The sequence below is a fragment of the Mammaliicoccus sp. Q-M61 genome (assembly GCF_022386055.1).
GTDB classification, from domain to species: domain Bacteria; phylum Bacillota; class Bacilli; order Staphylococcales; family Staphylococcaceae; genus Mammaliicoccus; species Mammaliicoccus sciuri_A.
The window spans coordinates 106,894-130,874 of sequence record NZ_JAJNJL010000006.1 but is presented as its reverse complement, the minus strand read 5'-3'; the positions used below and the strand labels follow the sequence as shown (position 1 = coordinate 130,874).

The window sequence follows — 23,981 nt, the reverse complement described above, 5'->3', positions numbered from 1 at the left end:
GTCGATGATGATAGCTTTGATATTATTCATGTTCATTTCTAGTGATCAATCAGCACTTGCTAAGAAACAAAAAACACTTGGTGGCGAGAAAAATGGATGTCTTGCATTAAACTATCACCGCGTACGAGAAGACACATGGATAGATAAATTATTATCAGCATTCTCAAATAGTAAAGAATTGAAAATTTATAGTGTCACTGACACGCAATTCGAGTCTCATATTAAATGGTTAAAAGAAAAAAATGCTCAATTTTTATCTTTAGATGAATTCATTCATTACAAAGAAAAAGGTAAGTTCCCTAAAAATTGTGTGTGGTTAAATTTTGATGATATGGATCAAAGTATTTATGAAAATGCCTTTCCAATAATGAAAAAATACGATGTCCAAGGAACTGGTTTTGTAATAACGGATCATGTAGGTGACCCTGATTTTCATAATATTCGTATGTCTCCTAAAAAAGAATTACTCGAAATGAAGAATAGTGGTCTATGGGATTTTGCTTCGCATACACATGATATGCATACTATGAAAAAAGAAAAATCAAAATTTGTAGCATATGCTGAAAAGCGGAACATTAAACAGGATATTGATAAAAGTACGAACTATATTAAAGATGAACTAGATGGAAATGAACAAGCGATCGCATATCCGTACGGTCAAGCAAACGATAAATTAATTAAACAACTTGATCACGATACATCAATCAAGTATGGATTTACATTGGAAGAAAAAGCAGTTGTTCCAGATAGTGATAATTTTTACATTCCAAGAGTTATGGTAAGTGATGACGCTTTTAACAAGCTTGTTAAGAAATGGGAAGGATTTAATCATGAGTAAAGGAAGATATATTGAATTTATATATTTAAGAACATTTTTATGTTTATTAATTGTACTAACACATGTTTTTACCGAGTTTACAAATACAAATGAACCTGATAATTTACAATTACAAGTCTTATATTGGATCAGAATGATCTTAATTATCGGGACACCTTCATTTATTATATTGTCTCAACTATTAACGACGCTAAATTATAATGAAAAATTAAAAACAGGCTATTTAAGAACACGACTAAAATATATATTATTACCTTACTTAATTATGGGTGCTTTCTATAGTTATTCTGAATCACTTAAATTAAATGATTCATTCTTAACGCAATACACAGAAAATGTTATTCAAGGTAATTGGTATGGATACTTTATTGTAATCATTATTCAGTTCTTCTTGTTAAATTGGATTATCTATCGAATAAACGCAAAAATACTTTTTTCAAAATGGAGCCTTATCATTTCGTTTATGATCAATACAATCTATTTGTATAGCTACCAAAATGTTGAACCTGTTAGAGAGTTTATAAGTCACTATTATCCATTTAGTCCTGAAACATTTATAATTGGTTGGTTATTTTATTACTTTTTAGGTTCTTACGTAGGTCATAATTATCAAGCCATTAAAGCTTTCGTATCAAAATACATCGCTTTAATTGTATTTTTAGCTATTGCTGCATACATAGCTTTTGTATTTGTAGGAGAACATGATTATTGGATGGTTAGTAGTATGGACTATCGTATTTTATTATATATTACTTTTGCATTTTTAATTTTAATTAACTTTAGCACACAGTTTGATGAATTTATGTTTAGTTCTGTTGAATTGATTAGTAGATATTCATTTTTCGTTTATTTACTACATCCGATTATATTGGAATATATGTTCCAATATACAAGTATATTTGAAGAACAAACATTCATCTTTATTCCAATATCATTATTGTTTATTGTGGGATGTTGTCTCGGGATTGGAATTTTATTAAGAGAATTTCAAATTTTTAAATACGTAATGGGCAGACAACCTTATAACAAATAAATATCTATATAAAAAAGCAAGTTATCTCACAAACGAGGTAACTTGCTTTTATCTGTATTATGCTGTTTTGTATGATGATTTCTTAAATTGATATACGATGAAACCTATAATAAATCCGACAACGGCTGGTAATACCCAACCCATTCCAATCGTGAAGAACGGTAAGAATTTTTCGCCAAAAGTGATAACTGCATGTGCAAAACTTGTATTTGCGATGAATTCAGGACTTGCTTTAATACCATCAACAAATGAAGCAATCATTGTAAAGTATGTCGTGAATTGATAAACAATTTTTGAATGATTAAAGAATGAACTGAATAATGTTAGCAAAATAATTGTAATCGCTAATGGATATAAAAACATTAATACTGGTGTAGAGTATTCAATAATTTTTGTTAAACCAACATTAGCAAATATACATGAAATAATACTTACAACTGTTGCAAACATTAAATAGTTTTGCTTTGGAAATAGTTCTGTGAATGTTTCTGAAAAGGCTGTGATTAAGCCTATAGCAGTCTTTAAACAAGCTACGATAATGATAAGAGATAGTAATATGATGCCGTAATCACCTAAATAATATCGTGCGATTTGAGCTAAAGCTATGCCACCATTTTCACTCGCTTTGAAATGACCTAAACTCATCGTACCCATAAATGCTAATAAACTATAAATAATACCCATTAAAATAATGCTAATCGTACCAGATTTAAACGTTTCTTTCGCAATATGATTTGGGTTTGTAATACCTAACTTTTTAATTGTTGATACGATGATAATACCGAATGCAAGTGCAGCTAAAGCATCTAGCGTATTATAACCATCAATGAAACCTTTTAATAACGCGCTATTTTCATAATCAGGAGTAATATTAGCATTTGATACTTGCCCAATTGGATTAATAAACGCTAATAAAATCAATAAGCCTAAAAGGACTAAAAATACAGGATTTAAAAATTTACCGATATATTCTAGAATTTTTGAAGGTTTTTTTGAGAAAAACCAAGCAACTAAGAAGAATAAAATACTAAATATCGATAAATATAATGTGACAGATGAATCTGAAATAAACGGTGTAAATGCAATTTCAAACGATGTCGTCGCAAGTCTAGGTAACGCATAGAACGGTCCGATTACAAGATAAAGTAATATTGTGAAGATATAAGCGTATTTGCGATTCACACGTGTCGTTACTTCAAAAATACCATTCGTTTTAGAAATACCAATTGCGATAATACCTAAGAACGGTAAACCAATCGCAGTAATTAAGAAACCAATATTGGCCGTTAAAACATTAGATCCCGCCAATTGACCTAAATGAATAGGGAATATTAAATTACCCGCTCCAAAAAATAAGCCAAAAAGTAAGGATCCAATATATATATTTTCTTTAAAAGTCAGTTTGTTTTTCATGATGATAAATTTCTCCTATTTTTTTAATCAACTTCACTATCTTAATGCGTATTGTAAGAAGATGTCAAATGGGTATTGAGGATAAACAAAGAAAGAGCCTAGAACAACGATGAATGTTGTTCTAGGCTCTTTTATGATTTTATTGTGGCGCTAACGATCGAGATTCAAAAACAAGATTGTTAGCGGACCGAAATGCAGGTGAAATAGTGTGAATTTGCACTAAATGAGCTATCTAACGCTCAAGACTTAAAAACAAGATCGTTAGAAATTCTAACGTTCAAGAAAGTGAAACAAGATCGTTAGCCCACCGAACTCCACCGAAATCCACCCAATCTCACAAATTTCTAGTTATTTCTCATCTCATACAGCAACCCTTGTGCTGCTTCTAGGTTTGGCTTATCCATATTTTTAAGTGCTTCTGTTATAAGTTGGATTTCATTACCTTTTGCACCGATTTTAATTGCTAATGATTTATAGTGTAGGTTCATATGTCCTTGCTGTATGCCTTCTGATACGAGTGCGCGACATGCTGAAAAGTTCTGTGCTAGTCCGACTGCTGCTACAATGTGTGCTAATTCTTGTGCTGTTTTAACGCCTAGTAAGTCTAACGTAACTTTAGATATAGGTAAGAGGTCTATGCTTCCGCCAATAATGCCAAGTGTTAATGGTAATTCTATAGCACCTATTAAGAATTGGTTATCTCTATCATATTTCCAAGTTGTTAAACTTCTATATTGTCCGTCTTTACTTGCATAAGCATGAGCACCTGCTTCGACACTTCTTGTATCATTACCTGAAGCTAATACAACTGAGCTAATACCATTCATAACACCTTTGTTATGAGTTACTGCTCTATATGGGTCGATGTGCGCTAATACAGATGCTCTTTCCATACGGTGTGCGACTTCTGAACCACTTACATCACCTTTATCCAAATCTGAAACGGCAATTTTACCTTCAATGCGAATAACAGATGTTGTTGAATAGTTTGAAAGGATACTCATTAGTATGTTTGTATCGCTTAATTGCGTTTCTAAATAGTGCGCAATTCCTTCAAGAATGGTATTGATAATATTAGCACCCATTGCATCTCGCGTATCGATATGAACTTTTAAAGAAAGCATGCCTTCTTCAGGAAATTCATCCGTTTCAATTTTACGGTAACCGCCACCTCTTTTAAGGATAGAAGGGTAGACTTGATCGGCTACTTGGTGGATATCTGATTCTAAACTTAAAATATCTTTAGATAGTTGAGCAGTATCTGTAACATTATCAAATACGATTTGACCTAATTTAATATTGTCACTTTGAACGACTTTAAGACCACCAGATTTGTTGAAAAGTTTAGAACCGAAACTTGCTGCTGCGACTACTGAAGGCTCTTCAACCATCATAGGTACAGCGTATGCTTTATCTTCTACTATAATTTCAGGTAAGACACCTACTGGTAGGGTACCTTGACCAATGACATTTTCGATTAAATTCTCTAAAAGTTCTTTATCTATTTCTGAATTATTGAGTAATATTTGCTCAGTTTCTTCTTTAATCCAACCATGATCTTTTAATTGTTGAATTTTTTCATGTCGTGATAAGTGTCTGAAATCTTTCGTTAAAGGTTTCATTAAAGTCCTACTCCTTTTTCTATCATTAATGCTATACCTAAGCCACCACCGATACAAGCAGTCGCGACACCTGTTTGTTTATCTTCTTGTTTTAAGGCATGTGCAAGCGTTGTAACTAATCTTGAGCCGGTTGAGCCTAGTGGATGACCTAAAGCAATCGCGCCACCATAAATGTTAAATTTCTCATCTGGAATGTTCAGATTCTTTTTAACAGGAATACTTTGTGCTGAGAATGCTTCTGTCATCTCGACTAAGTCGATATCTTGAATTGTCTTTCCAGTCTTGTTTAATAGTGACTCTACAGCATAGAAAGGTGCATAACCCATGTATAATGGATCACAGCCGATTTCAGCATGTTGTCCGACAGTTGCTAAGATTGTGTAGCCGTGTTCTTTAGCATATGATTCACTCATTAAAATTAAAGCAGAACCACCGTCACTTAAAGCTGAAGCGTTACCCGCAGTCACTGTACCGTCTTCTTTGAAAATTGTTTTTAATGTTCCAAGGTCTTCCATTGTACTTTCTGGTCTAATTAATTCATCTGAAGTCATTGTTTCACCATTAACATCTTCTAATGAAACGATTTCTTCGTTAAATTTACCAGCTTTAGTTGCTTTATCAGATTTTAAGTGTGAATTTAAAGCAAACGCATCTTGTTCTTCACGCGAAACTTCATATTTAGTTGCAATTGCTTCTGCAGTTAGGCCCATCGCCATATTATGAAAGACGTCTGTTAAACCATCATGCATGAAACTTTTAACAGGTGCGTCGCCTTTTTTAAGAATAAGGTCTGGTGTGTTTGTCATACTTTCAACGCCACCAACAGCAACAACATTTGCTTCACCAAGTTGAATAAGTTGTTTCCCTAAGATGATAGATTTAAGTCCTGATCCACAAACTTCGTTTACTGTCATACCAGGTGTTTCGTATGGTAAACTAGCATTTACAGCAATTTGTCTAGCAGCATTTTGTCCCGTACCTGCTTGAACAACGTTACCGAAAATAACATTCTCGATATCTTTAGGATCTAGTTGAATTTTATTAATTGCAGATTTTAAAGCAGCAGTCCCTAATTCTACTGCAGAGTAGTTACTCAACCTTCCTCTGAATTTTCCTACAGGTGTTCTTTGAGCACTTACGATTACAACTTTATTCATATTTAATGTTCTCCTTAAAAATTTATTTATTAATAATTGTCAATATTTAATGTAGTTTGATATCATTCAATATATAAAATAACATATTGAGAGGAAATTATTATGGCAATAGGTATTGATAAATTAGATTTTTACATCCCAAGTTTTTATGTAAGTATGGAAGATTTAGCAAATGCTCGTGGAGTAGATCCAAATAAATTTAAAATTGGTATCGGACAAAATAAAATGGCCGTTAATCCAGTGAGCCAAGATATTATATCAATGGGTATTAACGCAGCTCAAGATATTTTATCTGAACAAGATAAAAAAGATATCGACATGGTGATCGTAGCGACTGAATCAGGCGTTGATCACTCTAAAGCAGCATCAATAGAGATTCATAACCAATTAAATATTCAACCATTTGCACGTTGTATTGAAATGAAAGAAGCTTGTTACTCAGCTACAGCAGCTATCCAACTTGCTAAAGATTTCTTATCAAACAACCCAAACAAGAAAGTACTTGTAATCGCATCTGATATCGCACGTTACGGATTAAATTCAGGTGGCGAACCTACACAAGGTGCAGGAGCAGTCGCTTTATTATTAAGTCATAATCCTAGAATTTTAGAATTAAATGACGATAGCGTTGCATATACTAATAACGTATATGATTTCTGGAGACCAACTTCTGAAAAATATCCTGTCGTAGATGGTGCTTTATCTAAAGATGCATACATTGAATCATTCAACACAGTTTGGAATGAATACGCTAAACGTACAGGTCATGAAGTAAATGATTTTGAATCATTCTGTTTCCACGTTCCATTTACAAAAATGGGCGAAAAAGCCTTCAAGACTATTTTAAACGAAAACGTAGAAGATTCAATTAAAAATAGATTAATGGATGCTTATCAAGATTCTGTATTATGGAATAGAGACGTAGGAAATATTTATACAGGTTCATTGTATTTAAGTTTAATCTCTTTATTACAAAACCATACATTCCAAGCAGGACAAAAAGTATGTCTATTTAGTTATGGTTCAGGCGCAGTAGGTGAAATATTTAGTGGTTCAATCGTAGAAGGTTATGATAAAGCACTAGATAAAGAAAAACACTTAGACATGCTTGCATCAAGAGAACAATTATCTGTAGAAGAATACGAAACATTCTTTAATAGATTTGATAACCAAGAATTTGACTTCGAACGCGAACTTAGACAAGACCCATATTCAAAAGTATACTTACACAGTATCGCAGATCACATTAGAACATATAAAACAGAAGAATAATGAATGAAGCCTAGGACAAGACGTCCTAGGCTTTTGCTTTTTGTATTAAACTTTTTCTATATATTGATCTTCGTATTCGACATCTTTACCGACTGGTTCCCACTTAATATAAGTTGTAATGATAAGTCCAACTATAGGTACTAATGCTAATAGCAGCATTGTCTTATTCAATCCTAAATTAGCTAATATAATTGGGAAAATAAATGTACCAAACATACTACCAAATCTACTTACGGATTCTACAAAGCCTGTTCCTTTACCTCGTAGGATTGTAGGGTATGATAGGGCGGCAATTGCTTTCCCTTGAGTTCCTGGTCCACCTGAATGTCCAAATAGGAAGAATGCGACCATTAATGCGATTAACCATGTATAGGTTTGTCCATAAAATAAACCTATAATAATCATGGCTGTACCGACAATACTAAACCCAGCAATTGTTAACTTACGTGCGCCGTATTTTGTTGTGAGTAATGCACCAGTTAAACCACCAATGATACCCGCGATATTAATGAGTGCAGTACCTGATAGAGATTCGATTTTATTTTCTCCGATAATATAAATTGCGATTAAAGGAATATACAGCCCGATTGCGTAGTACTGCATACCTTGTAATGTTGCAATGGAAGTCGCTAATATTGTTCTTTTTCGATAGCGTTTATTAAATAACGTACGTAAAGGATTTTTAACTTCTGTTTTACTAAATGATTCATTTTCACCTTTATTGGGCTCGATATTCACATTGATGTTGTAGTTCTTCTCGAGTTCTTTACTCGCTTCTGTTAAGGTTTTATTTTTCATTGACCATGATGGACTTTCGCTTAAATAAAATAATCTTAATACGAGTATAATCGTTGCGAACAATGCACCGAGAGCTACAGAATAACGCCATAACCAAGCGCCAGTTCCAAGAGAATATAATAAAATAACGATAAGAGCCGAAGATACAACGGCGATATACCAAACAACTTGCCAATAGTTGACGTTACGGCCCTTATCTTTTTTATTACTGATTTCTGCTATAAATGTAAAAGCAACTGGGCTATCCATGCCAATCGCAAAGCCCATTAATAATCTGAAACATAATAAAATAGCTGGTGCAGGTGATAACGCGGCACCAATCGCCCCGATGATTAAAGAGATAAGTGAGACAGATAGAATCAATTTACGACCTAATTTATCGGCGTAAAATCCACCAATCGCAGCACCAAATAATGCACCGAATGGCATTGCTGTCATAATAAATGATAAGTAAGTTGGAGAAAGTTTGAATTCTTGCGTAAGTTGATCAGTCGCTGTACCTAATATTGTTAAATCATAAGCATCTAAAAATATTGTACCTAATACGATAATCAATAATAGTGACGTACGCTTTGTCGTCTTCCGTTCGTTCACATAATCGATAATATCCTGTTTCGTATGTATTGTAATTGTTTCACTAGCCATAACCATACCCTCCTAAAAATAAGTTACACATTTTGTTGGCAATAAACAGACCATTAATGTGATAATACAGTTATGCTGATTCTACGGATGTTTGTTGTAAATATATACCCTAAGAATCAAAAAATTAACAAATTAAAAATAAAAAACGCAAGGAGAGGTAATATGTTAACAATATATGGACATAGAGGATTACCTAGTAAAGCTCCAGAAAATACAATAGCATCTTTTAAAGCGGCTTCAGAAATAGAAGGTGTAAATTGGCTAGAATTAGATGTAGGTATTACAAAAGATGAACAATTAATCATCATACATGATGACTATTTAGACCGTACAACAAGTATGTCCGGGGAAATAACAGCATTAAACTATGAAGAATTAAAAGAAGCATCAGCAGGATCATGGTATGGTGAGAAATTTAAGGATGAACACTTACCAACATTCGATGATGTTATAGAAATAGCGAATGAATATAATATGAACTTAAACGTAGAATTAAAAGGCGTCACTGGACCGAATGGACTGGCCCTATCTAAAAGTATGGTAAAACAAGTTAAAGAAAAACTAGCAAACTTAAATCAAAATCAAGAAGTACTCATATCAAGTTTTAACGTTGTACTCGTTAAACTAGCAGAAGAAATCATGCCAGAATATAAAAGAGCCGTCATCTTCCATACGACAGGATTCAAAGAAGACTGGAGAACATTGTTAGACTATTGCAATGCGAAAATAGTGAATACAGAAGATGCCAAACTCACAAAAGCAAAAGTAAGAATGGTCAAAGAAGCGGGTTATGAATTAAACGTTTGGACCGTAAACAAACCAGCACGCGCAAACCAATTAGCAAACTGGGGCGTTGATGGCATATTTACAGACAGCGCAGATAAAATGGTGCATTTGTCTGAGTAGGAGAGACTATAAAAATATAATCTTTTATACACTAGGTTGTTCAAATAGAATAACCTAGTGTTTTTTGTTTGTAATATGTAAAAAAACATATTGATAATTTATTCCAAATGATAAAATAATTTCAAGAGTAGTAAATGAAAAACAATAAACGGGAGAAAAAGTATGAAAAAATTTTTTGTTTTAGTTTGCTTATTATTGATTGTTTCTGGCTGTGGGAAATTAAACAATCATCAAGAAACGATAACTGTTTATTCTCCGTATCCTAGAGAATTAATACGTTCTTTATTAAATGACTTTGAACAAACTGAAAATGTTAAAGTTGAACTTAAGCAGGGTTCAACACAAGTATTATTAAGGGAAATACATCAATCAGATGAAGATGAACTAGGGGATATTGTGGTTGGTGGTGTTTTGTCAGAAATGATTGAACATCCAGATGATTTTGAAGTATACGAATCGAAAAATCAGAAGTATATGAAATATGCAAAACAAAAAGTACCGTATGTATCAGATTTCATATTAATGCCAACTACGATTGTTGTGAACGAAGACTTAATAGGAAATATTAAAGTTAGAGGTTATAAAGACTTACATGCAGATGAATTGAAAGGTAAAGTGGTCTATTCTAATCCTCTAGAAACAACGACGGGATATCAGCATATGAAAGCTATTGAAAGTATCAATCATGATGTTGATGACGTAAAAGATTTTATGGCTTCTGCAAATAAAGTTGATAAATCTTCTAAAGTTATTCAAGAAGTTGCGAAAGGTAAATATTATGCTGGTTTAAGTTATGAATCGGATGCTAAAGCTTATATTAATAAAGGTTATCCTTTGAAAATGATTTATCCAAGTGAAGGTACAATGTTGAATCATGACGGCATCGCACTTGTAAAAAAAGAAAATATTAATCCGAAAAGTAAAAAACTGATTAATTATTTACAAAGTAAAAAGGTTCAACAAAAAATAGCAGATGAGTATAAAATTCAGTCTGGTAGAAAAGATGTTTTTAATCAAAATAAGCAAGTTGCAGCAAAGTTCAGTGAAATACCTGTAATTAAGGATGACGATATTAGTCATCTAACTAGAAAGCAATTTTTGGAGTTGATTCAATGATACCAACTAAACCTTATCAACGTATGATTAGAAAATCTTTATTTATCACTACTATACTACCGGCATTTTTAATTATATTAATAGGATTTGCAACATTTTTAGGCGTATACAGAATACTTGAAATAAATAGTTTGAAGCATAATATAGTTGAAAGTAAAGATATTGTCACGTCATTAAATCAGAAAGTTACAAAAGCCATTAAGAATGATAAACACAAATTTGAATCTTTAAATCCTAAGAATGATCAAGATAAAACAGAAATACGTCGGCTCATTAATGACTCGATTCACATAAAAGATGCTTCTATGATTTATATATTAGAAAATCATGATATAAAAATGACGAATAATTATGAAGATAAAAATTTATCGAATTTACTTCGCATAAAGAGTCAAAATATAAAGTTTAACAATGGTTATTATAAACTTTCGATATACATAGAAGAACAACCTTATTTGAATCAATTGCATTATAAAAATAATCAACATTTATTATTAGTAGATAGTTATGACAATGTCTTGTATTCAAATTATGAAAAGATCCCGTCAAACTATAAAGTTACATTACCTAAATTTGGCTATGTTTATAAAAGTGAATATATACCTGAGTTAAATGCACACATTGTTTTATTAAAAGATATACATGAAATATTGAATGACGGTATTAAATTATTATCAATTATGTTGTTAACATTCGTCATTTTAACTATATTTGGTTACATTTCTTCTAGTAAAATTTCTCAAGTTCAAACGCGAGATATAGAATCAATTATTAAGCGAATTAAATACGCAAAAGAAAGAAAACTAGGTACATATGAACCTTTATCCCGTACAAGTGAACTAGAAGAAATTAATAAGTATGTTTATGATTTGTTTGAATCCAATGAAGCATTAATTCATTTAATTGAAGATACAGAAAAATCATTGAGAGAAATTCAACTTAAAGAAATAGAAAGACAATTTCACCCGCATTTTTTATTCAATACAATGCAAACGATACAATATCTTGTAAGTACTTCTCCGAACAAGGCGGAAGAAATTTTGCAACAATTATCAGAAATGCTGAGATATTCATTAAGAGTTAAGTCTGATAATGTACTTGTTAAAGATGAACTCCTATATATAAAGAAATATATCTCTATTCAAAATGTAAGATTTGACGACAAAATAAAATTATTAATCGATGTACCTTCTGATATTAAAGAAATGAAAATCGATAAAATGTGTATATTTCCATTTATAGAAAATGCGATCAAACATAATGAACGTGAACATGATTTAACAATTAATATTCGAATAAGAGAAAACGCGCATCATCTTCTTATTATTGTTAAAGATGATGGAGATGGCATGTCAAAAGAACAACTAAGATTAACGCGAGAAAATTTAAATCTTTCTGTTTATGAAACAACACATTTAGGATTAAACCATTTAAATCATAAATTAATATTGAAGTATGGTTTAAGATCAAAAATAAAAATTTATTCAATTGAAAATAAAGGCACAATGATTGCTCTAAGAATTCCTAAAGGTAGGTGAGTATTATGCATACAGTTATTATTTGTGATGATGAGAGAATTATAAGAGAAGGTTTGAAGTCTTCTATACAATGGTCTGATTATAATTTCAATGAAGTATTGTTAGCAAAAGACGGAGAAGAGGCACTGGAATTAATTCATCTTAATCATCCACTACTTGTGATTATTGATATTAGAATGCCTAAGATGAATGGCATACAATTACTAGAGAACATTAAAGACATTTCTTGTGAGAAAATTATTTTATCTAGTTATGACGATTACGAATATATGAAAGCAGGCATTCAGCATAAAGTAACAGATTATTTGCTAAAACCTATTAATCAACAAGAATTAAAACAAATACTCAATAAGATTTATGAAAAGTATGATGATCAAGAAGAAAAAGTAGATATAGAAGTGTTCAAACCTTTAAAAGAGATTGATTATGATGACTATTATGTAAATAAAATCATTCAATATATCCGTAAACACTATCACGATAAACAATCAGTGAAAGAAATGCTTAGTCAATTTGACGCAAGTGAAAGCTATCTTATGAGGATTTTTAAACAAGAAGTAGGTATTACAATATTAGATTACTTAAATAGATATAGAGTATTTAAATCCCTTCATCTACTAGAACACCATTATAAACATTATGAAGTAGCTGACATGGTAGGATTTTCAGAATATAAAGTGTTTAGTTATCAATTCAAAAAATATTTAGAAGTATCACCAAGTGATTATATGAAAAAATAAAAAGGAATGGGTTAAAATCCATTCCTTTTTTATATTAAATATTTAATGAGCGTATTTTCTTTTCTTCATAATATGCAACGATACATAATAAAATGATACCAATGAATAAAGCGAAGTAGAAGACGATAAAGACATCTGTCCAACCGCTAAGTGTGTATCCAAATACATTTAATCCTTTTGATTTAGGGTCTGCAATAGCAGCTAGTCCTACTTTGGCCATTGAATCACCGAATAAATAAGCGAATGATCCTGTCATACCGTTAGCAACACTGATTGCTCGTTTTGGTACAAATCCTGTTAATGAAACACCAATCAATAGTTGAGGTCCAAAGATTAATGCACCTAATGCAAATAAAGCGATATTAACCATAGCAACACTTGTAGCATTTGTATAAAGTATAACTACAAATGTAATGATAAACATACAACCAACTGCTACGACAGCACGACGTCCTTTTAGTAAATCGGAAACATATCCCCATAATAAACTCGCAACAAGTGCACCTATCTCAAAGTAGAATATGGTATTGATAGCATCAGATTGACCGAATCCTAAATGCTCAGATACGTATAAAGGTGCCCAGTTATCTATACCTATACGTACTATATAAACAAATACGTTTGAAATACATAAAATCCAAATAACAGGATTTTTTAATATGTAAGTTTTGAAAATTTCCCATTTTGACATATGAACTGAATCAATATTTTCTTGCTCAATTGGTTCTTCCCATATTTCTTCAGCACGATTCCAACCTAATTCTTCAGGATCGTCTTTACCAATGAATAAACCAGCAATACCTATAATTAAAGCAATGACTGAAGGGAAGATGAACATACCAACAACACTACCATTAAAGAATGTATGTGCACCCCATAAAGCAAGTCCACCGGCTATTGCACCACCGATATTATGTGAAGTATTCCAAAATCCAAGGTAACGTCCTCTTTTCGAACGTGGTGCCCATCTTGAGATTGTTGAATAACTAGCTGGACCACCAACTGATTGGAACACACCGTTTAATCCCCATAATACAATGAATAGTCCTAAAATAGAACCAAAGTAACTAAGCGTAAAGCCCATTATTAAAACAGCAAGTGCTGCTAAAACAAGTAAGAATGAAATAACTTTCTTAGTGTTCTTACCATCTATAAAATAGCCAAGTAATGATTTACCAAGCCCATATGTAATACTAAACGCTAACCCGATATATCCTAATTCTAAAGTAGTCAGACCGACTTCTTCTTTTAGTAATGGCTGAGCAGCTTTAAAGTTATTTCTAATTAAATACATTGCCATATATGTAAAGAATACTACAAAGAAAGCTTTCATAAAGTGTCGAAGCCATAACTTTCTTTGAGTTGAAAGTGGAATTCCTTTGTTAGGAATTTTGTTAATTTCAAAAAATTGCATGTAATCACCCCGTGTAGTTTTGTATATAAAAATCTTAGCAATTTGTGTAAGCGCTTTATATACGAAGAAATGTCATTTTATCCAAAAAAGTGAAGTGATTTTCCAAAACAAAAACAGAGGTAAGTCTTCCGTATTAGTGACGGTAGTCTTACCTCTGTTTTTTAATATTACATCATTGCTACTTTTAATAAATCTAGCACGCCGCTTGATGAGCCTGGGAATGCAAAGATGAGTTGATTAAGGTCTTTGGCTGTTAGTTTTTGGTTAACGATAAATGTGAGTAGGTTGATTAAGTTTGCTGCGTCGTCTGCGTAGATTTCTGCGCCTACGAGTTGTTTGTCTGCGTTTAATATAATTGTCATTTCTGCTTCTATTTCATTTTTATATTCAAATACCATTTGTTTACCGAACGGTATGTCTTTTATTGTATATGCTTCGTTATCTTCTGCTTCTTTAACAGTAACACCGATTTGTGAAAGTCTTGGTAATGAGTATAGTACTGATGGTATTGCTGGATATTGAATAGGGTTTGGATTGATGCCCAATATGTGAGACGCGATGTAGTTAGATTCAAATGTTGCTGTTGGTGTTAATTTAGGAATTGTTTTATCTAATACATCTCCGCTTGCATATATGTTGTGTATGTTTGTTCTTAAATGATCATCAACTCGAATACCTTTTTCACTATATTCAATGCCTAATTCGTCTAATCCTATATTTTGTACATTTGGTTTACGACCTGTTGCGTCTAGTACATATTCAGTGTCAATGCTAAGTCCAGATTCTGTTGTAACGTTGTAACTGTTGCCAGCTTGTTGGACTGATTGAACATTTTCATTGAAATGGAATTGTACGCCTTCTGCTTCTAATTTATGAATTAATTTAGCGATATGTTTTTCATTAAAGCCTTCTAATGGTTTGTCTGTATGGTGGATGACGTGAACCTCAGCGCCAGATTTAATTGCGATTGAAGCGAATTCGATGCTAATGATACCGGCACCAATAAATGTGATGTTATTTGGCATTTTATCTAAAGATAAAAAGTCACGACTATCATGTGTTAATGCACTACCTTCTATATCTAATTTATTACTATGTTGACCTGTGGCAATAACGATGTTCTCTGCTTGAATAGGTGTGCCTTCAACATCAATTGTATGAGCATCTACTAATTTACCGGCACCCATGATTACTTCAATACCTTGTTGTTCAAACATAGATTTAAGCGTATTAGAAAGGGGATTAATGACAGCTTTCTTATATTGCATCAAGTTCTCCCAGTTTACATGTAATTGATCAGATTCAATAATTTGAGGATAGTGACTAGCTTCTTCTAGAACTTCATAAGGTCCTTCAAGTAAGATTTTGGCATTACAGCCATAATTCGTACATGTACCAGCTATCGTGTCTTTTTCTATAATTGCTACAGATTTGCCAGCATGTTTTAACGTTAACGCAGCATGCCATGCAGCATGGCCACTACCTATAAATACAACATCAAATTTTTTCATAGTTTATCATCCTTTATATATTATTTATTTAATTGCTTTCTTAAAGTTGTTTCTAATTGATCCATAATGTCTTTCGTTTGTTTGTATAATTCTAAATCCATTTCTTCTGATATACATTTAGAGATGGCATCATAAATAGGTTGTTTTTGTTCTTTTCCTTTTTGAGTTAATGAAACAATTAATTGTCTTTTGTCTTGGTCTGATTTTTGTCGAGTAACCCATCCTGATTGTTCTAATCTTTTAAGAAGTGGGGTAAGCGTGTTGCTTGAAAGGTCCAATTTCTGACCAATCGAATGTAATGTTTGAGGATTTTCTTCCCATAATGAAAGTAAGACTAAATATTGTGAGTAAGTTAAGCCAAATGACTTAAGTTCTTTTTCATAAAATTGAGCAAATAATCGACTTACATTATATGCTGAGAAACATACTTGATTGGCTAGCTTCATATTGTGATCCATAAAATACTCCTTTCTATCGTGTGCGATTGATTATATATTAAACTATCGCGCGCGATTAATCAAAGAAGGTGCTCACAAATTGAAAAAAGATACTAATGTTGATAACTTATAAATAACAAAAGTAAAGATTGTCCTTTTACAGAAATTGTAATAATATAAATTTAAAGATGAACATGTAGTCGTGGAGGGATAGTTGTGAGTGAAAATCATGACAAAGATATTAACGAGGAAATAGAGAAAGAATTACTAGAATATCTTGAGAATAAAGACGAAATAGAAGCAGCAAAGCCTAAAAAGAAAAAATATATGAGCATGGTATTTATATGTAGTTTAATTCTTGCATTACTATATATATCAAGGATTCTTATGAATATATTTTAAAGATATAACAAACAGAGCAGCATCCAATTACGGATGCTGCTCTGTTTGTTTATTTATCAATACGATACGTTTTCTTGCCGTTATCATATAAATCGTCATACACTTTTCCTGATATTTTGGCATTGTAACTTGCCATACCTTTATCTTGAACATCTTTCACATTAATAGCCATCATCATATTTGGATTATCTTTATCATATGAAATGAACCAGCCTATTTGTTGTCCTGTCTCACCTTGTTTCATCTTGAGTTCAGCTGTACCTGATTTACCAACTAAGTTGGCATATGATCTATAAATATCTTCTCTATGTGTTTTGTTGACGACTTGTTGCATACCGTCTGTTAACAATTTAATATTTTCCTGGGAAATGATATTCTTCTTCCAGACTTTATTTTTCGTATCTTTCAGTACATGTGGTGCATTCACATTACCTTTATTCTCTAATGCACTGTATATTGAAAGAATTTGAACTGGATTAATCAATATTTCACCTTGGCCATAACCTGAGTCAGCTAACAATATTTCATTATCTAAGTTCTTATTTGAAATTTGTGCATTATAGAATGGATAATCACTCGGGATATCTTCACCAACACCTAGACGTTTCATACCTTCTTCGAATTTTTTACTTCCTAATTCAAGTGCAACTCTCGCAAAGAAGATATTATCCGATGATTCAATAGCTTGTTTTAAGTCGATATCACCATTAACAACTTCATATCTTGTGACGTTGTAATCACCCCAAGATTTATCTTTTTGCCAGCCTTTTCCGTTAATTTTATAACTTGTTTTGTCGTCTAACGTCTTATTATTTAAGCCAATCATAGCTGTTAATATTTTTTGAGTAGAACCTGGTGATGTCGTGATTTGGAACTTATTAAGAAGTGGCTCTTTATCATCTTCTGTTAATTTCTTATAATCTTCATCGCTCATACCGTTCATAAATGGATAAACATCATAAGATGGCGTGCTGACAAGTGCTAACAATTCGCCTGTTTGTGGATGAATAGCAGTCCCTGAACCGTAGTCATCTTTCATGTTGTTATAAATACTTTTTTGAACTCTGGCATCAATGGTTAATTTAATATCTTTGCCATCTTTTTTCTTTTTCTTAATCAATGTATCTATCACTTTATTATTATCATCAATAATTGTGACACGATACCCGTCTTTATTTTGAAGTTCTTTATCGTAAAGTTTTTCGATCCCTTTTTTACCGACGATGGCATCTTTTTTATAACCTTTAAATGCTTTTTGCTTTAATTCTTCTGAGTTAATAGGGCCAACATAACCAAGCAAGTGCGTTGTTGCTTCTTCAAGCGGATACTGTCGACTTTCTGTTTCTTGTGTTGTGAGATGATACTTCTCAACAAAATTCTTTGTATCTTGATTCATATTTTGAACAGTCTTAAGAGGGACGAATGTATCATCTTTAACCCAGTCCTGTTCTGTTTGTTGTTTAATGTACGATTCTGAAAGGTCTAATTTTTCAGCGATTGCTTTATAATCATTTGACGAAACATTATTAGGAACAATGCCAACTTCATGTGCTGTTCCTGTAGTGGCTAACTCTACATTGTTTCGGTCTAAAATCTTACCTCGTTCTGATTTCAATGGTTCAATATTGATAGATTGATTTTTCTTCATGCCTGGAATAATGACACTTTGATTCCAATCCAATTTCCAATCTTTATCTTCTTTAATAAAGTTTAATTTAACGTCGCGATTAATTTTGCCGTAATTCGTTTGAAGTTCATATTTTGCTGTGACTTGCTTTTTGTCTTTTGAAACCTTTTTGATATCACGATCTTTAATGTTGATATCTTTGACGCCGAGACTGTCATAAATCTTAATAGGACGGTCTGTCATTTCTACTTCACCATTATCGTTTTTAGATTGGTAAGTACTATTTTTGAAGACTTGCTTAACGTTTTTATCTTCAATGGCATCAATTGTTTCGTTTATTTTCTTATCTTTAGATGCATAAAAGAATACGCCTGAACCAACAGCGATGATTACTATCACGATGGCGATGATTAATTTTTTCATAAGAATCCTCCCAGAATTAGGACTAAGAATGAGTGTTTCATTTATTCTATTGAAAGAATATAGTTATATCAATAATACCTTTTCAAATTAAAACATTAAACTAAAATCATTTGTATTTTACAACTATATATTTAAAAAAGCAGAGGAAACAATCAAAAGATTGAATATTTCCTCTGCCTTTTTAATGCAATAAAACTGAAAATTAACCGAAAGTTTGAATGCAAGTCTTGATTAAATCAATAATGCTTGTAATAACACCAGCGATATCCATTTGCAAAACCTCTTTCCTTTTAAGATACATTAAGTATAAATAAACTTAACCCATTTATGTTAAAAATTCCCTATAAAGCCAAAAATCATACATAACTGTTAATTAGATAAAAAACAACGTACAAATATGCACAAAAACCCGTCACTTAGGGAATGTGAAGGTATTTAAACAGTTTGGAAACATAACTATTCAAAAGAAAAAGTAATGTTAAAATGGCTGAAATTGTATATTTACTCCTTTTTTTAACACAAAAGTCAGAAAATTCCGAAATATTTATTTACTTTGATGTTTCTAATTGGTAATATGCTTAAATAATAAGAATTTTTATTTAAGGAAAGGGGAATTTTTGTGGGAAAAGTACAAGATGTTATGAATAGGGATAAACAATATTTTGCTAAAGCTGGGCGTATTCCTTATTATCCATTAGTCATTGAAGAAGCTCATGGCTCAACTTTGATTGATGTAGAAGGTAAGAAATATATTGATTTATTATCGAGTGCTAGTTCACAAAATGTAGGACATACGCCTAAAAAAGTAGTTGAAGCTATTCAAAGACAGGCTTCTAAAATGGTTCATTACACACCAGCGTATATGCACCATGAACCACTTACAAAGTTATCTGAAAAGCTATGTAAATTATCTCCAGGTAATTTTGAGAAACAAGTTCTGTTTGGATTAACTGGTTCTGATGCTTGTGATGGAATGATTAAATTTGCGAGAGGCTATACGGGACGTCCATATATTATTAGTTTTGAAAATGCATATCATGGATCTACATATGGTTCGATTACAGCTTCAACTATTTCTTTGAATATGAGACGTAAAATTGGTCCATTATTACCAGGGTTCTATCATATTCCTTATCCGGATAATTACCGTGGTATGTACAAAGAAAATGAACCGAAGACTGTTGAAGGATATCTTGCACCGTTGAAAGAAATGTTTGAAAAATATGTGCCTCCAGAAGAAGTAGCTTGTATTATGATTGAAACATTTCAAGGGGATGGCGGTTTGTTAGAGCCGGTGCCAGGATATTTTGAAGCATTGTCTGATTTGTGTAAAGAACATGGTATTTTAATTGCTTTAGATGATATTCAACAAGGATTTGGTCGCACCGGTAAGTTTAGTTCAATTGAACATTTTAATATTGAAGCGGATCTTATTGCTTATGGTAAATCAATTGCAGGTGGTATGCCGATGTCAGCCATTGTAGGTCGAAAAGAGATTATGGAAGCACTAGATGCGCCAGCTCACTTATTTACAACTGGCGCTAATCCAGTTTGTTGTGAGGCGGCACTTGCCACGATTGAAATTTTAGAAGAAGAGCAATTAATTCAAGAAACTGAAAGAAAAGGTGAAATTGCCAAGAAGCGCATGAAAGAATGGGCAACAAGATTTGATTGTGTAGGAGATGTACGTGGCAAAGGGTTATCAATTGGAATTGATATTGTTTCTGATAAATCATCCAAGACAAAGGATTCTGAAGCCGCATTAAAAATTTGTAATAGATGCTTTGACCGTGGTGTAGTCATTATCGCTATAGCAGGTAGTGTGCTCAGATTCCAACCACCATTAGTGATTACGGATGAAGAATTAAATACAGCATTAAATATATTAGAAGAAACAATTGAAGAATTAGAACGAGGACAACTTAACAATTACAAGGTCGAAGGCCAAGGATGGTAAGGAGTGATATAGATGGAATTCAGTTGGAAAAATGTTATTAAATTAAGTGGTGCATATATAGCTTATTTAATTGGTTCTGGGTTTGCAACAGGTCAGGAAGTTATGCAATTTTTTGCGTCATATGGACCAGTAGGGATAGTTGGTGCATTGATTTCTGCAGTACTATTTTGCTTATTAGGTTCAATGATTATGGTTAAAGGTCACGAGTTGAAATTAAGTCAGCCTGGCGATATTTTTAAAGTTTATTGTGGTAACTTTTTCGGAAGAATTATAGAGTATTTCGCTTTATTATTCATATTTAGTATTGTGGTGATTATGATTTCTGGTACAGGGGCAGTTGTGTCTGAACACTTTAAATTACCTTCTTCAGTAGGATTTTTAGGAATGGGTATACTAGCAATGATTACAGTTATTCTAGGTTTAAATAAATTGATAGATATTATTGGTTTAATCGGTCCTGTCATCGTTGTATTAACTGTCTTTATATGTGGATATGTGTTTATTACACAAGTTGGAAACATACCATCATTTGATCATTTACCTCAAGCAGCTAAAGACTTACAACCGACTAGTCATTTTTGGCAATCGGCAATACTCTTCTTCTGTTATAACATGCTAGCAGGTACAGTATTTTTCACACAATTAGGTAGTGAAGCAAATAGTAAAAAAGAAGCGGTGGCTGCAGCAATTTGTGGAGGATCTGGTTTAATGTTAACAGTTATTATGATGGTTGTTGCGATGCTCGTTTATTATAATGATGTCATTAAATTAGAAGTGCCAGTATTGTATATAGGTGGTACAATCCATGCAATCGTTGCGCTCTTCTTCGCAATTTGTATTGTATTAGGTATATTCTCAACAACTGCGCCAATGTATTGGCTCGTTAAAAATGAAGTGATGCGCTATATCAATAATAGATTTGATATCATCGTTACAATAGTATTAGGCATTATCTTTATACTAGGTGGTACATTGCCATTTGGTTCATTAGTTGCAACCATTTATCCATTTGTAGGATATGTAGGAATATTGATTACAGTCATCATTATTGCACATACAGCATTTAATAAATTTAAGAAGGCTTAATCATAAATAAAAAGGCTTTTGGGAACACATTCTTTTAAGTGAAATATCTCCGTATACATTTCAATTTACAACGTATTTGTTACAATAGTAAAGAACATGTATATAACTTATTTTAAATTATTTAGCGAATATATTATAAATTAATAAAGGAGTGATTCTTTTGAAGAAGCAACTGTTCTCTGGTCTTGTACTTATGTCGGTTGTGTTGTTGAGTGGTTGTACGATTAGTATTGGTGGAGATTCAAATGATGACAAGTCATCTGAAAATGCACAAAAGAGTGAATCACAGGATAATCAGTCTAATGGTTCAGAAAATAATAACTCGAATAAAGATGAATCTAATGATGGTAATAATCATGAATCCAATCAAGACAACAACACTTCTAACGAGAATACGAATAGTGATGAATATTATGCGAAAGTATGGTTAACGGCTTTACCGAGCTATCGAAATATGGATGAAAGTGAAATGAATGCAGATCTTCAATTTCATAATCTTGAGGGTGAGTATTTGAATCCATATAATAAAGCAAATACTGTGAAATATCCTAAAGGTATGTACCTTTTAGCAGGTTCACCTACTGCTGCTGGACAAGTTGTGTATAAGAATAATGGAGATGGTACGATTTCTATTTATAACGTACCTTCACATTTCCAAGATAGAAGATGGTTAGAAGATGATGAGTACTCTCAACAAGAGTCTGAAAAGATTTTAAATAATCCGAAAGTCGTTAAACTTTATGATGCGTCTGATGAACAAATAGCAAAAACTGTGAAAATGTTTAATGGATCAACTTCTATGAATGATGGTTCAGATTCTGATTCAGATGATGACAGTAATTCTGAAAAAGTAACACGTGAGAATGTTATTGATAAAGTAGAATCATATGAAGGTTCACTGTTAGATACAGATAAGTATACGTATAAAGAACCTGAGAAGACTGACGAAGGTAAATGGGGCTTCTCATTTGAAGATAAAGATGGCAATTTAGCAGGTTCTTATATTATAGATGATGATGGTAAAGTGACTGAGTATGATGAAAATGGAGAAGAAGTTGGTTCAGGATATTAATATATTGAAAGACCTTTGAGCTTATAAAGTTCAAAGGTCTATTTATTATACTAATAAATGATTTTAAAGCTTGATGTAGCGTATAACTTCTGTTTAATTGTCCTTTATTGCAACTTATTGTACACTATATGTAAGCGCTTACTAAATACAAGTATTTTAATATAGTAAATATGAGGAGAATATATATGAAGGATAAAGTAATCATTGTAACGGGTGGTAGCAGTGGTATGGGTAAAGCGATGGCAACGAGATTTGCAGCAGATGGTGCAAAAGTTGTCATAACTGGACGCTCACTTGAAAGACTTGAAGAAGCGAAAAAGGATATGGAACAAGAAGAAGGACAAGTATTATGTATTGATATGGACGTACGTGATCCAGAACGTGTTCAGTATACTGTTGATGAAACAATTAAAACATTTGGTAAAATAGACGGATTAGTCAATAATGCAGCAGGAAATTTCATTTGTGCAGCAGAAGATTTGTCTTATAACGGTTGGAATTCAGTTATAGATATTGTGTTAAATGGGACTTTCTATTGTTCGCAAGCAGTAGGTAAAGAATGGATTAAGAGTGGTCATAAAGGACGTATATTGAATATTGTAGCAACGTATTCATGGACAGCTGGTGCAGGTGTGATACATTCAGCAAGTGCCAAAGCAGGTGTGCTTGCTATGACGAGAACATTAGCAGTTGAATGGGGAACTAAATACGGAATTACGGTTAATGCCATTGCACCTGGACCAATTGATAATACAGGTGGTGCTAAGAAGTTAACGTTATCTGAAGATGCCAGACAACAAACATTAGATAGTGTTCCTGTAGGTAGAATGGGCCAACCTGAAGAAATTGCAGGATTAGCAAGATTTCTATTCTCAGATGAAGCGGCTTATATCAATGGCGATTGTATCACAATGGATGGCGGTCAGTGGCTCAATCGAAATCCATTTTAATATTAAATAACCTTTCACCTCGAT

General features: G+C 32.4%; 20 protein-coding genes. 12 read left to right on the top strand and 8 right to left on the bottom strand.

Annotation, left to right across the window (positions count from 1 at the left end):
- The first annotated feature begins 7 nt into the window (after nt 1-7).
- Nucleotides 8-838, top strand: a complete 831-nt coding sequence (gene icaB, locus LQ677_RS09605; RefSeq protein ID WP_239748743.1) for an intercellular adhesin biosynthesis polysaccharide N-deacetylase — start codon at nt 8-10, stop codon at nt 836-838.
- The gene (locus LQ677_RS09600; protein WP_239748742.1) at nt 831-1,871 is read left to right on the top strand and encodes an acyltransferase family protein; all 1,041 of its coding nucleotides are present in this window, start codon (nt 831-833) and stop codon (nt 1,869-1,871) included. The genes icaB and LQ677_RS09600 overlap by 8 nt, the downstream gene beginning before the upstream one ends.
- Nucleotides 1,872-1,928: 57 nt before the next feature.
- Here LQ677_RS09600 and brnQ read toward each other — a convergent pair whose 3' ends face one another.
- The 3 genes from brnQ to LQ677_RS09585 all read right to left on the bottom strand — a co-directional run bounded on the left by brnQ (nt 1,929) and on the right by LQ677_RS09585 (nt 6,063).
- Nucleotides 1,929-3,287 carry a branched-chain amino acid transport system II carrier protein gene (brnQ, locus tag LQ677_RS09595; protein ID WP_239748756.1) on the bottom strand — a complete coding sequence of 453 codons (1,359 nt, stop codon included), beginning with the start codon at nt 3,285-3,287 and terminating at the stop codon, nt 1,929-1,931.
- A gap of 341 nt (nt 3,288-3,628) precedes the next feature.
- A complete protein-coding gene (locus LQ677_RS09590; protein WP_239748741.1) occupies nt 3,629-4,906 on the bottom strand; it encodes a hydroxymethylglutaryl-CoA reductase, degradative in 1,278 nt (425 codons plus the stop codon).
- Nucleotides 4,906-6,063 carry a thiolase family protein gene (locus tag LQ677_RS09585; RefSeq protein ID WP_239748740.1) on the bottom strand — a complete coding sequence of 386 codons (1,158 nt, stop codon included), beginning with the start codon at nt 6,061-6,063 and terminating at the stop codon, nt 4,906-4,908. Before LQ677_RS09585 ends, LQ677_RS09590 begins: the two co-directional genes overlap by 1 nt.
- Before the next feature lie 102 nt (nt 6,064-6,165).
- Here LQ677_RS09585 and LQ677_RS09580 point away from each other — a divergent pair, with 102 nt between their 5' ends.
- Nucleotides 6,166-7,335, top strand: coding sequence for a hydroxymethylglutaryl-CoA synthase (locus tag LQ677_RS09580; protein WP_126476581.1), 1,170 nt, complete (start codon nt 6,166-6,168; stop codon nt 7,333-7,335).
- A gap of 45 nt (nt 7,336-7,380) precedes the next feature.
- Here the strand turns inward: LQ677_RS09580 and LQ677_RS09575 are convergent, their stop codons facing one another.
- On the bottom strand, nt 7,381-8,778 hold the full coding sequence (locus LQ677_RS09575; protein ID WP_126476580.1) for an MFS transporter: 1,398 nt from the start codon (nt 8,776-8,778) through the stop codon (nt 7,381-7,383).
- A 162-nt stretch (nt 8,779-8,940) separates the two neighbouring features.
- On the opposite strand from LQ677_RS09575, the gene LQ677_RS09570 reads away from it, so the two are divergent.
- The 4 genes from LQ677_RS09570 (at nt 8,941) to LQ677_RS09555 (ending at nt 13,078) form a co-directional block, all read left to right on the top strand.
- The gene (locus LQ677_RS09570) at nt 8,941-9,684 is read left to right on the top strand and encodes a glycerophosphoryl diester phosphodiesterase (protein ID WP_126476579.1); all 744 of its coding nucleotides are present in this window, start codon (nt 8,941-8,943) and stop codon (nt 9,682-9,684) included.
- Nucleotides 9,685-9,846: 162 nt separating this feature from the next.
- Nucleotides 9,847-10,800 carry an extracellular solute-binding protein gene (locus LQ677_RS09565; protein WP_126476578.1) on the top strand — a complete coding sequence of 318 codons (954 nt, stop codon included), beginning with the start codon at nt 9,847-9,849 and terminating at the stop codon, nt 10,798-10,800.
- Nucleotides 10,797-12,338 (top strand): sensor histidine kinase, encoded by a 1,542-nt coding sequence (locus tag LQ677_RS09560; protein WP_239748739.1) that lies wholly within the window; start codon nt 10,797-10,799, stop codon nt 12,336-12,338. The genes LQ677_RS09565 and LQ677_RS09560 overlap by 4 nt, the downstream gene beginning before the upstream one ends.
- Before the next feature lie 5 nt (nt 12,339-12,343).
- On the top strand, nt 12,344-13,078 hold the full coding sequence (locus LQ677_RS09555; protein ID WP_126476576.1) for a response regulator transcription factor: 735 nt from the start codon (nt 12,344-12,346) through the stop codon (nt 13,076-13,078).
- Nucleotides 13,079-13,112: 34 nt separating this feature from the next.
- Here the strand turns inward: LQ677_RS09555 and uhpT are convergent, their stop codons facing one another.
- The 3 genes from uhpT to LQ677_RS09540 all read right to left on the bottom strand — a co-directional run bounded on the left by uhpT (nt 13,113) and on the right by LQ677_RS09540 (nt 16,461).
- Nucleotides 13,113-14,492, bottom strand: a complete 1,380-nt coding sequence (gene uhpT / locus LQ677_RS09550; RefSeq protein WP_037589170.1) for a hexose-6-phosphate:phosphate antiporter — start codon at nt 14,490-14,492, stop codon at nt 13,113-13,115.
- Between the two features lie 167 nt (nt 14,493-14,659).
- Nucleotides 14,660-16,003, bottom strand: coding sequence for a dihydrolipoyl dehydrogenase family protein (locus tag LQ677_RS09545; protein WP_126476575.1), 1,344 nt, complete (start codon nt 16,001-16,003; stop codon nt 14,660-14,662).
- Between the two features lie 20 nt (nt 16,004-16,023).
- Complete coding sequence (locus tag LQ677_RS09540; RefSeq protein ID WP_126476574.1) at nt 16,024-16,461, bottom strand: MarR family transcriptional regulator; 438 nt, start codon at nt 16,459-16,461, stop codon at nt 16,024-16,026.
- A 195-nt stretch (nt 16,462-16,656) separates the two neighbouring features.
- Here LQ677_RS09540 and LQ677_RS09535 point away from each other — a divergent pair, with 195 nt between their 5' ends.
- The gene (locus LQ677_RS09535) at nt 16,657-16,842 is read left to right on the top strand and encodes a hypothetical protein (RefSeq protein WP_037589173.1); all 186 of its coding nucleotides are present in this window, start codon (nt 16,657-16,659) and stop codon (nt 16,840-16,842) included.
- Nucleotides 16,843-16,891: 49 nt separating this feature from the next.
- On the opposite strand, the gene mecA1 is transcribed toward LQ677_RS09535, so the two are convergent.
- Nucleotides 16,892-18,892, bottom strand: coding sequence for a PBP2a family beta-lactam-resistant peptidoglycan transpeptidase MecA1 (gene mecA1, locus LQ677_RS09530; RefSeq protein WP_126476573.1), 2,001 nt, complete (start codon nt 18,890-18,892; stop codon nt 16,892-16,894).
- Between the two features lie 619 nt (nt 18,893-19,511).
- On the opposite strand from mecA1, the gene LQ677_RS09525 reads away from it, so the two are divergent.
- The 4 genes from LQ677_RS09525 to fadH all read left to right on the top strand — a co-directional run bounded on the left by LQ677_RS09525 (nt 19,512) and on the right by fadH (nt 23,957).
- Nucleotides 19,512-20,849 (top strand): aspartate aminotransferase family protein, encoded by a 1,338-nt coding sequence (locus LQ677_RS09525; RefSeq protein WP_037589175.1) that lies wholly within the window; start codon nt 19,512-19,514, stop codon nt 20,847-20,849.
- Nucleotides 20,850-20,861: 12 nt separating this feature from the next.
- Nucleotides 20,862-21,935: a YkvI family membrane protein gene (locus tag LQ677_RS09520; RefSeq protein WP_126476572.1), complete on the top strand. Its 1,074-nt coding sequence runs from the start codon at nt 20,862-20,864 to the stop codon at nt 21,933-21,935.
- Nucleotides 21,936-22,095: 160 nt separating this feature from the next.
- Entirely contained in the window at nt 22,096-23,007 is a 912-nt protein-coding gene (locus tag LQ677_RS09515; protein WP_037589177.1) for a hypothetical protein, read from the top strand.
- Nucleotides 23,008-23,192: 185 nt separating this feature from the next.
- Nucleotides 23,193-23,957 (top strand): 2,4-dienoyl-CoA reductase, encoded by a 765-nt coding sequence (gene fadH / locus LQ677_RS09510; RefSeq protein ID WP_037589179.1) that lies wholly within the window; start codon nt 23,193-23,195, stop codon nt 23,955-23,957.
- Nucleotides 23,958-23,981 lie beyond the last annotated feature (24 nt).